Here is a 15,399-nt window from a genome sequence, read left to right as displayed (position 1 = left end):
ACTCCCTTATACCCATTGTAACGGCTGGAAAGGAAGAAAGTTGCAGACTGGAATCCTACTTTGGAAGACGAGGCATGGCGCGGCGGATACGGGTGCGAGCGGGCGCCGGTAACTTTCGGGGATTACGGGGATTTGTGGAGATGGTCTGAGCCGGAAGTTTGTGCTGCGTCGTGATCGGTGCGGCGTTGTTCATCCACCGACGCCATTTGTAGTCGGCCACGAAGGACAGGGCAAAGACGACGAGGACGAGAATGGCGAGGGCAAATTTCATAGAGACAGTTTGTAGTTCAGAGCTTTAGTCAGAGAGCGTGCTTCATGGGGGAGGATAGCTTGCGGAGGGGGTGGAGCACCAGTCGCACGGTCCAGATGAGGCCGGCGAGGACGATGGCGGTGTCTACGTATCCGGCGAGGAGAAAGATTGCAGAGCAGGCATGCGCATGCTCGCGGAGATAGAGGATGCGATCGATGGCGATGAGGCCGGGCAGGTGGAGCAGATCCCATTGCAATGCGATGGCGGCGTTCTGGCTGGCCATTGTGAGGGAGCCGCCCGCAGTGGGATAGCCGATGATCCAGAAGTTGACGGTCTCAAGGAGTAGAGCCGCGAGCAGGGCGGTCTTCAGGATCGATCTCACTGGGCGGACCTCATGGGAAGCGGATGGCGAAAACGCCGCCGGGGTTGGCCCGGCGGCGTTGAGGTGGAATGACAACAAAAGCAGATTCTTCGCTCACCACCGCCAAACTGAAGTACGTTTGGGGTCACGTTCACTCAGAATGACACCGCCGGTTATAGAAAATTTCAGACTCAGGATGCTAGCGGCCGACGACGATGATCTCGAAGGTGCCGGGGATCATTGGCGGGCGGGGACGAGGATTCTCGGCCGTGGCGGCGGGAGGCGGTCCGAAGTCGGCCGTGACGAGGTAGACGCGGTCGGTGGCCGCATCGTAGGCCATGGTGCGCGCGCGGCGCTTGGTGGGCAGCGACTGGATGGTCTTGTAGGTGGTGGCGTCGACGACAGAAAGAATGCCATCGCCGCTAGAGGCAAAGGCCAGCTTGTCTTTGGCGTTCCAGCCGGCGGCGTCGGGGCCATCACCAATGGAAGGAGTCGCGAGGATCTTGCCGCTCGAGGCGTCTATCACACTCATCTTGTTGCCATCGCAGACGGGGAAGAGACGATTGCCGTCGATGTCGAGAGCGAGGCCGGAGGGCGATTCGCAGCCTGCGGGCCATGTTGCGGTGATGGTGTGCGCACGCGCGTCGATCTTGAGCACTTCGCTCTTGTCTTCAAGGTTGTTGTACACGCTGCCCTTGCCATCGGATGCGGCGAACTCGGGCTTGCCGGGCACATCGATGGTGGCAACGACCTTGCGCGATGCGGCGTCGATCACCGTGATGTTCTTGCTGCGGCCGTTGAACGCCCATACGGACTTGGTGTCGGGTTCATAGATGATAGCGTCGGGATTGGTGCCTGCGGGGATGGTGGCGACGGTGGAGAAGTTGGTGCGATCGAAGACGACGACCGCGTTGCCTCCGCCATCGGAGATGTAGCCAATCTTGCCATCGGGATCGAGCGCCACACCGTGCGTGCCATGCAGGCCGCTGATGGTGCCGAGGAGTTTGCCGTCCGTGGTGTCAACGGCGTCCACATGATCACCGCGCGTGATGTAGACGCGATGGGCATCGGAGTCGACCAGCAGGTAGTCCCATCCGCCGGCGTCGGCGAGTTTCCATTGATCGAGAACTTTATAAGGACCTTGTGCCGGCGTGGCGGGTGTTGCGGCGAGAAAAGGGAGGGAGAGAGCGGCGGCAAAAAAGGCGCGCGCAAAGGCTGGGAGACAACGTTGGTTGTGCATGTTCGGCTCCGCGTGAACTCGGCAAATCAGGTGGGCAACTCTGGGGAGATTGGCCGGCGCAAGCATTGTTCCACGGGGGTATTAAGGGATGCTGAAGGTTTTAGAAAAGCATTTGCATTTGCCGGAAATACACACGCTGCTCGAGCCGCATTCTGTAACATCGAGATCATTCGAAAAGGGCGAAGGAGAAAGCCACGATGCGGCTCGTCCCTGCATTCCTTCTCACCTGTGTCGTTTCCGGCGCTTCTGCGCTCTTCGCGGCCGACGCGCACCTGTATGTGCAGCTCGGGCATTCGGCTCCGGTTGGCGCCATTGCGTTCACACCCGATGGGCGCTTCATGGCAACCGGAAGCGGCGACCAGACTGCGCTCCTGTGGGACACGGCCACAGGAATGGAGTTGCGGCGCATCACAGGGCACAGCAACGGAGTGAGTTCGGTTGCCTTTTCGCCCGATGGCCGCACCCTGCTCACGGGCAGTATCGACAGCACCGCGCGCCTCTGGGATCCCACAACGGGTAAAGAGCTGAAGCGTTTTGCGCATCCGAAGATGGTGCATTCTGCGATCTTTTCTCCCGACGGACGCTTCGTGCTCACGGGCTGCGGCGATCACATTGCGCGATTGTGGTCAGTGGCAACAGGAACGGAGGTCATGCGTTTTGTCGGACACACTCAGAGCATCTATGCTGTCGCATTTTCTCCGGATGGACGTTTTGTACTAACCGGCAGCGGAAAAATTGATATGCCCGCCGACATGGCAATGGACGACCAGACGGGTGATCCCGATTTCACGGTGCGTCTGTGGAATGCGGCGACGGGATCAGAGATACGCCGGTTCGTTGGGCATACCGAAGCCATCGAAGCCGTTGCTTTCTCTCAGAACGGCCGCTACGTGATTACGGGAAGCTACGATAAAACGGCCCGCACGTGGGATGCGCAAACCGGCCGGGAATTGCGCCGCTTCATTGGCACCAGCCGGAACGATTTCATCAGCTCGGTGCAATTCTCGCGCGACGGCCGGTTTGTTCTGACCGGACACATTGACGGCCCGAGGTTGTGGGACGCAGCAACGGGCAATCAGCTTCGTCACTTTTCCCAATCCGGTGTGGAGGTTGCTGCATTTTCACCGGATGGCCATTCTGTATTCGCGGCGACGGCCAACGATGCTCTTGTGCAATGGACCACCGAGAACGGCGAGCAAGTGCGGCGATACACGAGCCACGCTGCCGCTGTCGGGGCTGCATCGATCTCTCCGGATGGCCGTCTTCTCGTTACATCGCAATTCAGAATGGCGCAGTTATGGGACTTGCAAACCGGCGCCGAACTGCGCCGCATCAAACCGCAGACGATCGTTCTGCTGGGCTCGGTTGCTTTCTCTCCCGATGGCCGCCAGCTGATCATGGGCGGAGGTGGAACGGCAACGGCCAACCTCGACAATGACATGCCCTCGCGGTTCTTCTCGGGAGGCGGTATGGGAACGGCAGCGGTATTCTCGCCCGATGGCCGATATGTTGCGACGGCGGGCGACGGAGCGGCCGCGCTGTGGGACACTGCTACGCGTGCAAAAATCCGCAGCTTCGGCCCTCCCGGAAAATCCGGCAATGGTGTCTCGAGCACGGTGCTCTTTTCTCCCGACGGCCGTTTCCTGCTGACCGCTGACGCTTCGAATCCGGCAATTCTCTGGGATGTCGCAAGCGGCGCCGAGGTTCGTCGTTTCGAGAGCACGCCGGGCGGTGGCCAAAAAATCAAAACCCCCGAAGGCGGCCAGTACATTTCGGATGGCATCGATGCAATCGCATTCTCCCCTGACGGAAGATTCGTGCTGACCGGCGGAGTGGACAAGAACGCCCGGTTGTGGGACGCCGCGTCCGGAAGCGAGATCCGCCGCTTAGTTGGCCACTCGGGAGCGGTGGCTTCGGTAGCCTTCTCTCCTGACGGGACGTTCGTTTTGACGGGAAGCATGGATGGAACCGCCCGTTTGTGGGATGCTGCGACGGGAAAAGAACTGCGCAACTACACGGGCCATGCCAGCGAAATTCACACTGTTGCATTTCTGAATGGCGGACAATTTGTACTGTCGGCGAGCGAAGACGCGACAACGCGCATCTGGGATCCTGCGACGGGCAAGCAGCTTGCAAGCCTGGTCTCGTTCGACCGCGGCTGGGCCGTTATCGGAGCTGACGGCCGCTTCGACACCAGTGATCTCGACGGAGGCGCGCCGCTTGCGTGGATCATCGACAGCGATCCGATGCGCGCTCTGCCGCTCGAAATCTTCATGCGCGACTACTACACCCCGCGCCTTTTGCCGCGCATTCTGAACGGCGAGAGTTTGCCGCCGCTGCGGTCCATCGGTGAAATCAAGGACCGGGTGCAGCCGGACGTGAAGATTACCGCGATCAGCGTTTCGCCGGCGGATCAAGCGCGGGTGGACGTGGTGGTGCATGCGGCCAGCCGCAAGGATGAATCGGGCACCGAGAGCGGGTTGCAGGATCTGCGTCTCTTTCGCAACGGCCAGCTGGTGGCGAACACGCCGCTCGATCATCCGCTTGCGGATGGGGACTTCACCTTCCGCAACATTCGCATGCCGATGTCGGCGCAGGGCGTGAGGTTCACGGCATACGCATTCAACAAGGAACGGATCAAGAGCCCGACAGCGCAGAAGGACATTTCCTACGAAGCGCTGTCGCCGGTGAAGCCGCACGGCTACCTATTGCAGATCGGCGTGAACCACTACCACGCGCAGGGATGCGACCTGAACGGCTCTGTGACGGATGCCAACGAATTGAGCAAGGTGCTTTCGGACAGGCTGGCCGGGCGCGGGCTCGATGTTCGTGCGGTGCGGCTGATTTCCACGACTGCCGAAAACAGCGCGACCAAGGAGAAGATTCGTGAAGCCCTCAAGCAGATTGCCGCAGCGGCCACGCCGGACGACGTACTGTTCTTGAGCTTCTCAGGCCATGGATACAGCGACAAGAACGGACAGTTTTATATTCTTCCGTCCGACGTAGAAGGCAGCTGTGCGGCGGTGGACGATGCGATGCTGAGGAGCGCGATCTCCGCCGATGAGTTGGCGGAGTGGTTGCGGCCCATCGATGCCGGTGAAATGACGTTTGTGCTCGACTCATGCCAGTCGGCCAGCAGCGTGGAGGCCAACGACTTCAAGCCCGGGCCGATGGGAAGCCACGGCCTGGGTCAGCTTGCCTACGACAAGCGAATCCGCATTCTCGCTGCCAGTCAATCGAACCAGGCGGCTCACGAATCCGACTCGCTGCACCAGGGTCTACTGAGCTACGCACTGACCGAGGAGGGGTTGGTGGAGAACAAGGCAGACTGGAGGCCGATCGACCACAAGATCACCATTGGAGAGTGGCTGGGATACGCGGCCAACGAAGTGCCGAAGTTCCGCGTGACCGGCGAGGTGCGGACCGTGCGGGGGCTGATTCCGATCGGCGCGCCGTCTTCCAATCTGAAGTCGGACCAGATTCCTGCCGTGTTTGATTTCTCTTCGCAGGATACGTTTGTTCTTCAGGAGAAGTGATTCCTCGACACACCGCGCCCTCACAGTTATGTTCGCCGGCGACGCTTCGTTGCCGCTGACTGCGGCCCCGCTTTCGTGGTACTCTCATCGGAGCGTTGAAGGGCGCATCCGGTCCGCGGAAAGGACAGAAGTCCACCTTTTCTTACAATTTGATTTGCGAACTGACTTTCAGCCCTCAACATGCGGACCTGGGCGTATGAGAGGAAGTTCGTCATGCCGGCAAAACAATTCCCTTCTGAACCCGACCTTAACCACCTCAAATATCAAGCCAAGGATCTGCTCAAGGGCCATGCTGCCCACGATCTCGGCGTTGCACAGCGCATCCGCGAATTCAACCCGCGCTTCAGGCAGACTACGGACGCGGAAATCTTCGCTGCCGTGTTGCAGCTGAGCGATGCGCAATTCACCATCGCGCGCGAGTACGGCTTCAAAAGCTGGGCGCGGTTGAAGGCACATGTGGAGTCGCCGGAACTGGCGGCGAAGTTGAAGCTGCGGCACCATGAACGGATTGAGGACGCAGAGTTCCGTCGTGCCGTGGATTTGCTGGACGCGGGAGACACAGCGGGATTGCGTGAGCATTTGAAGCGGCATCCAAAGCTGGTGCTTCAGCATGTTGAATTCGAAAGCGGAAACTACTTTCACAGTGCAGCGCTGCTGGAGTTCATCGCGGAGAATCCGATTCGGCATGGGACTTTGCCGAAGAATATTGTTGAGGTCGCGCAGGTGATTCTCGATGCCGGGCCGGATCAAGCTTCGCGTGACGTAACCCTGGCGCTGGTGGCGACGGGAAGCGTGCCGTATGAGTGTGGCGTTCAGCTCAAGCTGATCGATCTGCTCTGCGACCACGGGGCCGATGCGGACAGCGCAATCCATGCCGCTGGTCTCCATGGCTATTTTCAGACGGTGACAGCCCTGATTGCGCGCGGCGCGCGTATCGATCTGGCGACGGCGGCGGTGCTGGATCGTGTTGAAGATGCGCGCCGACTGTTGCGTACGGCGAGCAGTGCGGAGAGACATCTGGCTCTGGCCGTGGCAAGCCAGGTTGGACATATTGAAATTGTCCGATTGCTTCTCGACGCAGGCGAGGATCCCAATCGCTACAACCCGCTTGGAGGCCATTCGCACACCACACCATTGCACCAGGCAGCATTGATCGGTCACGAGGAGCTGGTGCGATTGCTTATCGAGCGCGGTGCGAGCGTGGATACCAAGGACCTATTGTGGCGGGGCACGCCGGCCGACTGGGCGCGGCATGAAGGAAGAACGGAAGTGGAATCTTATCTTCGGGCGCGGGAGACGAGGCGGGAACCGTCATGACGTGCACAACTGCCCTTTTCAACGCTCGTGAACAAATTTCGAATTGCAGCCGCGGCCAATCATGGCGGATCGCGTCACACGGCTGAATTCGGACGTCCCTACGGGACTGGGACTCATGCTGTTTGCTATCCCAGGGTTCCGCTGCGCTGCACCCTGGGCTATTTTCCTGCGTTCCCTCCGGGAACTTTGTGGTCCGGGTCCTGCCATCGATCGTGGAATTTTCAGAGCAAATCCTTCGACCGCGTTTGACGCTTAGAACGCGTCAAAGGCCGATCAGGGTCACAATGTTTCTCGAATACAAAGTCTTGAAACACCACTTTAGCGTTGGCTGACTGGCAGGCGGACCGTCGCTGTTGTGCCGCGTCCCGGCTCGCTTGCCAGCGTGATGGTGCCTCCGGCTTTTTCAACTGCAGCTTTGCAGATAGCCAGGCCGAGGCCGGCGCCGCCGGTGGCGCGGGCGCGCGAAGGATCGCCGCGGTAGAAACGATCGAAGACATGTGGCAAAGCGGCGGGGTCGATGCCGTCGCCACAATCTTGAACGGTGAATTCGGCAGAGCCGTCGAGCGCGCGCAGGCGCACCTCAACCTGCGAATGCAGAGGGCTGTGCTGAATTGCGTTCATCAGCAGGTTGGAGACGACGAGCGCACAGTCATCGGGGATGAGGGGAACAATCCACGCGGTGGCGGGTAGGTCGTGAACTGCGACTGCAACCTCGCGGATGGTGGCAAAAGTCTCCAGTTGACTGACAGTGGTGCAGACGCACTGGTTGAGGTCGGATGTGGCTGCGGACGTGGCATTGATTGCGCCGCTCTCCACGCGGGCGAGGACGAGCATCTTGGCAACGAGATCCTCGATGCGTTCTGTGTCTGCGAGCGCGCGTTCGTTGCCGGCCTGGTACTCCTCAGGCGTGCGCGGACGCATGCCCACCAGTTGCAGCGAAGACTTGACGACAGCGACGGCAGTTTTGAGTTCGTGTGCGGCGTCGGAAACAAACGCGCGCTGCTGCGTGAAGGAGCGTTCGAGGCGTTGCAGCGCGCTTTCGAGTGCCTGCGTGAGCGGAGCCAGCTCGGCGGTTTCGCGCGCGGAGGCGGGTGGCGAGAACTCCCACGAATGGGCCGAGACGCGCCCCGCCATCGATGCTAGCTGGCGCAGAGGCTCGAGTCCGCGATGCAGCACCCAGGCAATCAGCGGGCCGGTCATCAACACCAGCAGCAGCATGCCGGCTGCATAGAATTCGACCGCACCGTAGATTGCGTTCCACACGCGCTCGGTGGGCGCGCCGTAGAGGATGGTGACGAAACGAAGATGCCCACCTCCGGGTTCGCCCGGATCGACGATGCGGGTGCCGCGCATGAAAAGCAGCTGGTAGTCGTGATCGCGAAGCTTGGCGCGGAAGAAGCCATTGTGATCGGGCGCGTGCATGCCGGCGCTCCCCTGCCAGTTTGGCGAGCGGCCGAGTAGATGGCCGCGCCCGTCCCACACCTCGTAGACATCTTCGGGCGGGACATGCAGGTCGGCCAGGTCGAGCATGACGTTGTCGCCTACGTCTTCAGCGTCCTGCACAGCGCCCAGTACGGAGTCGGCGCGGCCGTGGAGCATGACTTCGAAGGAGCGGAAGTGGTTGTGGCGCTCGAAGCCCCATGCCACCGCGATGACCAGCGCCGCGGAGACAAGCTCAACCAGCATGACGGCAGCGATGAGGCGGAAGGCGATGCTGGTTTTTCCGAATGCGGAACGGCGCGTCATGACGAGGGCTCGGGCGAGAGGCGATAACCGCGACCACGCAGCGTTTCGATTACAGGATCGGCATCGGGCACTGCGGTGTCGAGCTTCTTGCGCAGGTTCGACACATGTGCTTCGATGACGTTGGAGTGATGCTCCCAGTTGTAGTCGTAGAGGTGTTCGAGGAGTTCCTGCTTGCTGACGACCTTGCGTGGATGGTGCAGCAGGTATTCGAGGATGTGGTACTCGGTGGGCGAAAGATCGACAAGCGTGCCGTTGCGGTGGACGGTCTGCTCGAGCGTGTTGAGGGTGACGCCGCGCGCGTTGAGGGTGGGATGGGCTGCACCCTTGCCGCGGCGGATAAGGGCTTTTGCGCGGGCCAGGAGTTCGCCGAGGTCGAAGGGCTTGGCGAGGTAGTCGTCTGCGCCGGCGTTCAACAACTGAACGATGGCATCCTTGCCTTCTTTCGCGGTGAGGATGAGAACAGGGGTCGCATCTTTGCGGGCGCGCATGCGGCGGAGAACACCGTAGCCGTCGAGCTTGGGCAGCATCAGGTCGAGAATAACGAGGTCGTAGCAGAGATTGCGCGTCGCATCGTCACCGGCTTCGCCGTCGGCTGCCCAATCGACAGCAAAGCCGGGGCCGTCGCGCAGGGCGGCGGAAAGATTGTCGGCCAGCCGGACTTCGTCTTCGACGAGCAGGACACGCATGGGTTCGTTCTCCTCTGCAATTATCGTTGCAGCAAGATTAAATGAGGCTGAAGCAGCGTGCGATCCAAGTGTCAGGCGCATTGGTAAGCGTCAATTTCACGCCGGATGCATTACTCTTATCGTTGCGTCTCCACTCCGAGTTGCGGATCTAACAATTGCGCATCGTTCTCTCAAATATCGGGACGTATGGCGATACGAATCCGCTGATCGCCCTTGCGCTGGAATTGAAGCGCCGAGGCCACACGCCGGTGATGGCGGTGCCCGAGGTCTACCGGCCGAAGATTGCACCGCTTGGCCTCGAGTTCCACGCCATCCGGCCGGACATTGACCCGACCAACAACGTGCTGGTGGAGATGGTGTACGACATCAAGCATGGGACTGAGCACGGGCTGCGAGATTTCCTGTTTCCATCGCTGCGACAAACCTATGACGACTTCATGGACGCAGCGACGAAACCGGCGCGCGCCGATCTGCTGCTGCTGGGTGAGCTGAACTATGCAGGGCCGATCGTGGCGGAGATGACGGGGATCAAGTGGGCGAGTTACCTGCTGGCGCCGCTGTCATTTTTTTCGGCATTCGATCCGCCGGTGCTGCCGCCGTATCCCAGGCTGGCGAAGGCCGACAAGAAGGTGCCGGGGTTCGGGCGGGTCATCAAGCGCGTGGCCCGGTTTGCGAGCCGCAAGTGGCCCGAGCCGATTTATGCGCTGAGGCAGGAACTGGGATTGCCGCGCGGCGAGAATCCACTGTTTGATGCGAAGCATTCGCCCAACCTGGTGCTGGCGCTGTTTTCGCGCGTGCTGGGCGTGGAGCAAAAGGACTGGCCGCCTAACACGCTCATAACTGGATTCGCCTACTACGATGCGGACGCGGGGAATGCGAAGCTGCCGCCGCACCTCGAAGAATTTGTCGCAGGTGGAGAGCCGCCTATCGTGTTTACGCTGGGATCGGCCGCGGTGCTGGCTGCTGGAGATTTCTACGAGGTTTCGGCAAAGGCCGCGATCGAACTGGAAAAACGCGCGGTGCTGCTGATTGGCACCGATCCGCGCAACAGAATGAAGGAGAACCTGCCAGACTCAATTTGCGTGGCTCAATATGCACCCTATTCCGCGCTGTTTTCGCGCGCGTCGCTGGTAGTGCACCAGGGCGGGGTGGGAACTGTGGGGCAGTGCCTGCGTGCGGGCAAGCCGATGCTGATCATGCCTTACTCGCACGATCAACCCGACAATGCGCGCCGCATGAAACGGCTTGGCGTGGCCACGGTGATTCAGAAGTCAAGCTACACGCCGAAAGAAGTCACGAGCAAGCTGCGCAAGATGCTGGATGATCCTGGTTTTGCGGAGAAAGCGCGTGTGGTTGCCGACCAATTACGCGGTGAAGACGGTGTGAAAACAGCATGCGATGCGCTGGAAGGCTTGTACGCGAAGGCGCGGCAAGCGCAACCCTCGCCCATTGAAACTTGATGACGAATGTCAGCACTCCAGTTTCGTTCGGGCATCCTGAAATACTTCCGGCAACAATGGAAGAGATGCCCATCATTGCGAACCTGTTTGAGATGTACGCGCACGACTTCAGCGAATTTCACGCAGTCGAGCCTGGCCCCGATGGCCGGTTTGGTTATCCGGATCTCCCCCTCTATTGGAGCGAACCGGGCCGCTGCCCGTTTCTCATCAGGGTGGGTGGAAAGCTTGCCGGATTCGTTCTGGTGCACAGGATTTCATCCGGGAACAATGCAGCCTGGGATATGGCCGAGTTTTTTGTCCTTCGCGGATATCGCAGACGCGGAGTTGGGAGAGAAGCTGCTCACTGGGTGTGGCGGCAATTCCCGGGGCCCTGGCAGGTGCGCGTGATGCGGGCGAATCAAACGGCGCACGGGTTTTGGCAGCGCGCTATCGCCGAGTTTGCGGGAGATGCGATGAGTTTGACTTCCGTGGAGAAGGCGGGTGAGCTTTGGGACGTCTTCTCGTTCGCGTCATCCGCGTAAGCGACGACTCCAGGAGCGGGACTGCACGTCTCCCCGAAGCCTGTCGCTCGGGTGTCAGAGAAATCGAATCCGTTAGAACAGTCTGTTTGCACCATCGAAAACCGTTCGCATGGTTGCAGTTCCATCGCCGGTGTGCAAACTTCGGCAGAGCAACCGGACTGGAAGCGAGGTGCATCGCATGGGTGCGGGTGGACGGCGTTTCTGCGGAATCGCATGCCCGTAGCAACAGGAGGGGTTTTATGCAATTAAAACGAATAGCTTACACGCTGTGTCTCAGTGCGGGAACGGTTTTACTGTCCGGGGTTGCAGTCCTCGCGCAGGCTCCGGGAAGCCCGCAGCAACCGACCATGCCAAGCCAGCAACCGACTACTCCCACTAATCCCGCTGCAGGAAATACGGGAATGGGGCCGGGCGCCTATCCGGGAACCGCACCAACCGGCCAGGACTTTGCCGAGAAGGCCTTTGTGACCAAAGCGCTCGAAGGCGGCGAGACTGAAGTGCAGCTCGGGCAATTGGCGCAACAGAAATCCCAGAGCAACGATGTGAAGCAGTTCGCGCAGAAGATGGTGGCCGATCACGGCCAGATGGCCGACAAATGGTTCAAGCCGGTTGCACAGCAGCTTGGTGTTTCCGAACCGAAGGGCCCTTCAAAAAAGGACAAGAAAGAAATCGCCAAATTGCAGGGACTTTCAGGTCAGGATTTCGACCGCGAATACATCACGATGATAGTGAAGGATCATCAGCAGGATCTGAAGGAATTCAGAGACGAAGCGCAGGTTGCCCAGGATCAGAATGTGAAGCAGATAGCCGCGCAGGGTTCAAACATCATCTCGCAGCATCTTCAACTGATTGAGCAGATCGCGAAGACCCACAACGTGGCCGTGGAAGGCTCAAAGGATATGTCGAGCAACCAGTAACAGCGGCCTGGCAGCGACGGTTCAGGTGTACTTCATTCGAATTCGGGACGTCGCGGAGTATCAACGATGATTGCACGGCCGTCGCTGAGAGCCTTGACGGAGTGCCGCGCGCCCGGGGGCACGATCGCCACTACGCCCGGGCGCACGACGCGCGTCTCACCATCGATCGTTAACTCCAATTCGCCTTCGATGACTTCGTAGACTTCTTCCTGGCTGTGAAAGTGCTCGTGAATGGATGCGCCGCTCACAAAGTCGTAATGAGCGAAGGTCATGCCGTCGGAGTGGAAGTAGCGCCCGTGCCAGCCAGGTAAACGCTCTTTGGCTGGAAGGCTTTCGATGTTCACGAATGGCATGGGGCACCTCGTCAATAAAGCAGTTGAGACGGAAGGATTTCGTTCGTCGTTTTATTCGCGCGGATACTTCTTCGTTTGGCCGGTGCGCGCGTTGGTGACGCTGAAGCTGCCATCGCCGACCGCGACCACCTTGATGTAGTGGCCGTCGCTGTCGCCTTTGAGGTTTGCGATGAGCGGATAGGCGCTGTTGTGTGCGGCATCGGAGCCTTCGGCTGTGTGCAGCATCCACAGGTCAAGCAGGCCGGGGCTGTCGTGCACGGTTTGCCACGCTTCGGGGCTGCCTGCCTTGTGCGCGCCGTTGTCCATGATGGCGACGCGCGGATGGATAGCATCGACGAGCGCGCGGGAGTTGGAGAGATTCATGCCGTGATGGTCGACCAGGTAGAGGCTCACGTGGCCGAGGGGATTGTTGGGGCAGACCAGTGGGACTTCCTTCGCCTTGGTGAGATCGCCGAGATCGAGAAAGCTGAAGAGACCGAAGCGAATGAGGATGCCGGTTGAGCGGGGATTCTCGGTTGTATCGAGTTCCCACTTGGGTTCATTGGCGCAATAGGGGTTGGGAGCCGGCTTGATGCCTGCTACGGATTTGATGTGTTCGCCGTCGGCGGTAATTGTGGTGGTGTTGAGGCCGGGGATGTCGATGAGGTCGCCGGGATGCAGGGTGCGGCGCGGAGTGTTGCCGATGGCCTTGATGTAGGCCGCGTAGTCCTTACGCGTGATGTCGGAGTCTTCGCGGTTCACGCCGTGATCGAGAAACTCGCCCACCTTGACGCGCTCGACGAGATTCGGGACGCCGCCCACGTGGTCGGTATGGAAGTGGGTGATGAGCACCTTGTCGATCTTCGTGATGCCCGCATCTTTCATCGCCTCCATGATGCGTCCGGCGTCCCGGCCGTTGTTGCCGCCCCAGCCGGTATCGACGAGCATCGATCCGCCGGAGGGCGCAACAATCAGCGTGGCCTGGCCGCCTTCCACATCGATGGCGTAGAGGGTGAGGTCGATATTGCCCGGGCGCGTGGACTGTGCGGCAGCCGAATGCGGCAGGAGAGTGCAACCGAACATCAAGGCGATGGCGAGACTTGTGATCGATAGCAGCGAGGGGCGGCAGAGGCGGAGAGAAACGGCACGTTTCATTTGCCGATGAGTGTAAACGCTGGAACGAACTGCGGGGAACCCGACGCGCACCCAGGTCCCCCTCCAGGACCTGGTTCGGAATCGCAGGGTGCGTGGATGGATTCGGCTTGTGACGCAGGGTTTATTGCTATACTGACGGCAAACAAAACGACGATTTGGGAACGACCAGGGTCTGTCGGCATCCCCGAGATGCGCAACGACCGCGATCTACCTGGTTGAGTCTCACTCCATTCAGGGCCGGACGTGCCAGATCGTCCGAGTACGGGTTCAGCCCACCTTTCCTCGCATTCCGTTGCCGATCACGGACGATTCCCCGGCGAAAATGCCGGAGGAAGAACCGCGGACTGCACTTGGCTTGCCCCGGTGCCCGAACCCGCAGGCGGGTTGGTCGACGTCTCGCTCTGCGCTCAGGAGTAAATTGATGATGCTCGAAAGGAAGCTCGTTAGAGCGGCGACATGTCTCGTCGCGTTTCTCATCTTCCTGGCCATCCCCGGGAAGGCCACCGCCCAGTCAACGTGCTCGCCCTCGAATGTAATGGCCCTCGATGGAGGCTTGTATCACTTTCAGATGAACGAGTGGAACTCGTCACTCCGGGAGTGCGCGTCGATCAACGGAATCGGCTTCAACATTACTACGGCGAATTTTGACCTCGCCACCAACGGAGCGCCGGCAACCTACACGTCCATCTACCGCGGATGCCACTGGGGCAACTGCACCAGCTCGAATCCGTTTCCGATTCAGGAGAGCAACATCGCTTCGGCGACATCGACTGTGAGCATTGTGCAGCCTTCGGGCTACAACAACGATGCGGCCTACGATATCTGGTTCAACCAGACCTCAACAACATCGGGGCAGCCGAACGGCACCGAGGTCATGATCTGGCTGAACCATGACGGCTCGATCGAGCCATTTGGCAGCAAGGTGGCCACGGCAACCATCAACGGCGCGCAGTACGAGGTATGGACCGGGAATCAGAGTTCCTGGAAGGTCGTCTCGTACGTGGCGACTGCGCCGGTCACGTCTGTGACGAATCTGAACCTGTTGCCGTTCTTCTCAGACGCCGTGTCGCGTGGCAGCATGCAGCCGTCGTGGTGGTTGATCGACGTCGAATACGGATTTGAGATCTGGACGGGCGGCGAGGGGCTTGGCATGTCGGGATTCTCGGTCAGTGCCGCAGCCAGGACGGGCGGTGGCGGAAGCTGCGGTTCTGTTCCGTCTGCGCCCAGCGGAGTGCGTGCTACGACTGCGAGCTCAAGCGTGATCAACGTGAGCTGGACCGCCGATACCGCTCCGGCAAACTGCGCCATCAGCTCCTATAGCGGCTATCGAAGCACCACCAGCGGATTCACTCCGTCTGCCGGCAACCAGGTTGCGAGCGGCATAACCGCAACCAGTTTCTCTGACAGTGGGCTTTCGCCGTCCACCACCTACTTCTACGCGGTGAAGGCGGTGGATGCTTCGGGTACGTCGGGGCCTTCGTCGCAAAGCGGCGCGACTACTTCCGCTGCGTCAAGCGGCGGCGCCACTGGCTGTCACGTGAATTACGCGATCACGAACCAGTGGCCGGGCGGCTTCCAGGCAGCGCTGACAATTGAGAACACTGGATCGACCGCGCTTTCGAACTGGACCCTGGCCTGGACATTTGCCAACGGACAAACGGTCGGCAACCTCTGGAACGGCTCGGCAACCCAGAGCGGCTCGACAGTGATGGTGAGAAACCTTGGCTACAACGGAAGCATTCCCGCCGGCGGCAGCTATAACGGCGTTGGTTTCACGGGCTCATGGAGTAACTCCAACGCAGTGCCCACGTCCTTCGCCATCAACGGAGTCGCCTGCAAATAACCAGAAGCAACCAAAAGGGGGTACAACAACGGGCG

General features: G+C 60.2%; 13 protein-coding genes. 6 read left to right on the top strand and 7 right to left on the bottom strand.

Annotation, left to right across the window (positions count from 1 at the left end; translation table 11 throughout):
• Window positions 1-55: 55 nt before the first annotated feature.
• The 3 genes from VK574_RS12200 to VK574_RS12190 all read right to left on the bottom strand — a co-directional run bounded on the left by VK574_RS12200 (window position 56) and on the right by VK574_RS12190 (window position 1,851).
• Window positions 56-271 (bottom strand): hypothetical protein, encoded by a 216-nt coding sequence (locus tag VK574_RS12200; RefSeq protein ID WP_472800135.1) that lies wholly within the window; start codon window positions 269-271, stop codon window positions 56-58.
• A 28-nt stretch (window positions 272-299) separates the two neighbouring features.
• The gene (locus tag VK574_RS12195) at window positions 300-632 is read right to left on the bottom strand and encodes a hypothetical protein (RefSeq protein ID WP_472800134.1); all 333 of its coding nucleotides are present in this window, start codon (window positions 630-632) and stop codon (window positions 300-302) included.
• Between the two features lie 178 nt (window positions 633-810).
• Window positions 811-1,851, bottom strand: a complete 1,041-nt coding sequence (locus VK574_RS12190) for a YncE family protein (protein ID WP_472800133.1) — start codon at window positions 1,849-1,851, stop codon at window positions 811-813.
• Window positions 1,852-2,048: 197 nt separating this feature from the next.
• Here VK574_RS12190 and VK574_RS12185 point away from each other — a divergent pair, with 197 nt between their 5' ends.
• Window positions 2,049-5,387, top strand: a complete 3,339-nt coding sequence (locus VK574_RS12185; RefSeq protein WP_472800132.1) for a caspase family protein — start codon at window positions 2,049-2,051, stop codon at window positions 5,385-5,387.
• A 213-nt stretch (window positions 5,388-5,600) separates the two neighbouring features.
• Window positions 5,601-6,704 (top strand): ankyrin repeat domain-containing protein, encoded by a 1,104-nt coding sequence (locus tag VK574_RS12180; protein WP_472800131.1) that lies wholly within the window; start codon window positions 5,601-5,603, stop codon window positions 6,702-6,704.
• Window positions 6,705-7,022: 318 nt separating this feature from the next.
• Here VK574_RS12180 and VK574_RS12175 read toward each other — a convergent pair whose 3' ends face one another.
• Both VK574_RS12175 and VK574_RS12170 read right to left on the bottom strand, forming a co-directional pair.
• Window positions 7,023-8,450, bottom strand: coding sequence for a sensor histidine kinase (locus VK574_RS12175; protein WP_472800130.1), 1,428 nt, complete (start codon window positions 8,448-8,450; stop codon window positions 7,023-7,025).
• Window positions 8,447-9,136 carry a response regulator transcription factor gene (locus VK574_RS12170; protein WP_472800129.1) on the bottom strand — a complete coding sequence of 230 codons (690 nt, stop codon included), beginning with the start codon at window positions 9,134-9,136 and terminating at the stop codon, window positions 8,447-8,449. Before VK574_RS12170 ends, VK574_RS12175 begins: the two co-directional genes overlap by 4 nt.
• A gap of 155 nt (window positions 9,137-9,291) precedes the next feature.
• On the opposite strand from VK574_RS12170, the gene VK574_RS12165 reads away from it, so the two are divergent.
• From VK574_RS12165 to VK574_RS12155, 3 genes are all read left to right on the top strand, one after another.
• A complete protein-coding gene (locus tag VK574_RS12165; RefSeq protein WP_472800128.1) occupies window positions 9,292-10,596 on the top strand; it encodes a glycosyltransferase in 1,305 nt (434 codons plus the stop codon).
• A complete protein-coding gene (locus tag VK574_RS12160) occupies window positions 10,596-11,117 on the top strand; it encodes a GNAT family N-acetyltransferase (RefSeq protein ID WP_472800127.1) in 522 nt (173 codons plus the stop codon). The genes VK574_RS12165 and VK574_RS12160 overlap by 1 nt, the downstream gene beginning before the upstream one ends.
• A 239-nt stretch (window positions 11,118-11,356) precedes the next feature.
• Window positions 11,357-12,034, top strand: coding sequence for a DUF4142 domain-containing protein (locus VK574_RS12155; protein WP_472800126.1), 678 nt, complete (start codon window positions 11,357-11,359; stop codon window positions 12,032-12,034).
• A gap of 32 nt (window positions 12,035-12,066) precedes the next feature.
• Here the strand turns inward: VK574_RS12155 and VK574_RS12150 are convergent, their stop codons facing one another.
• Window positions 12,067-12,387: a cupin domain-containing protein gene (locus VK574_RS12150; protein ID WP_472800125.1), complete on the bottom strand. Its 321-nt coding sequence runs from the start codon at window positions 12,385-12,387 to the stop codon at window positions 12,067-12,069.
• 51 nt (window positions 12,388-12,438) lie between these two features.
• Window positions 12,439-13,521, bottom strand: a complete 1,083-nt coding sequence (locus VK574_RS12145; protein ID WP_472800124.1) for a ComEC/Rec2 family competence protein — start codon at window positions 13,519-13,521, stop codon at window positions 12,439-12,441.
• A 421-nt stretch (window positions 13,522-13,942) separates the two neighbouring features.
• On the opposite strand from VK574_RS12145, the gene VK574_RS12140 reads away from it, so the two are divergent.
• The gene (locus tag VK574_RS12140) at window positions 13,943-15,364 is read left to right on the top strand and encodes a cellulose binding domain-containing protein (protein ID WP_472800123.1); all 1,422 of its coding nucleotides are present in this window, start codon (window positions 13,943-13,945) and stop codon (window positions 15,362-15,364) included.
• Window positions 15,365-15,399 lie beyond the last annotated feature (35 nt).

Origin of the sequence: Occallatibacter sp. (genome assembly GCF_035317045.1) — a bacterium.
GTDB lineage: Bacteria > Acidobacteriota > Terriglobia > Terriglobales > Acidobacteriaceae > Telmatobacter.
Note: the sequence above shows the minus strand (reverse complement) of the source record. Positions and strands in the feature narration are given on the sequence as shown.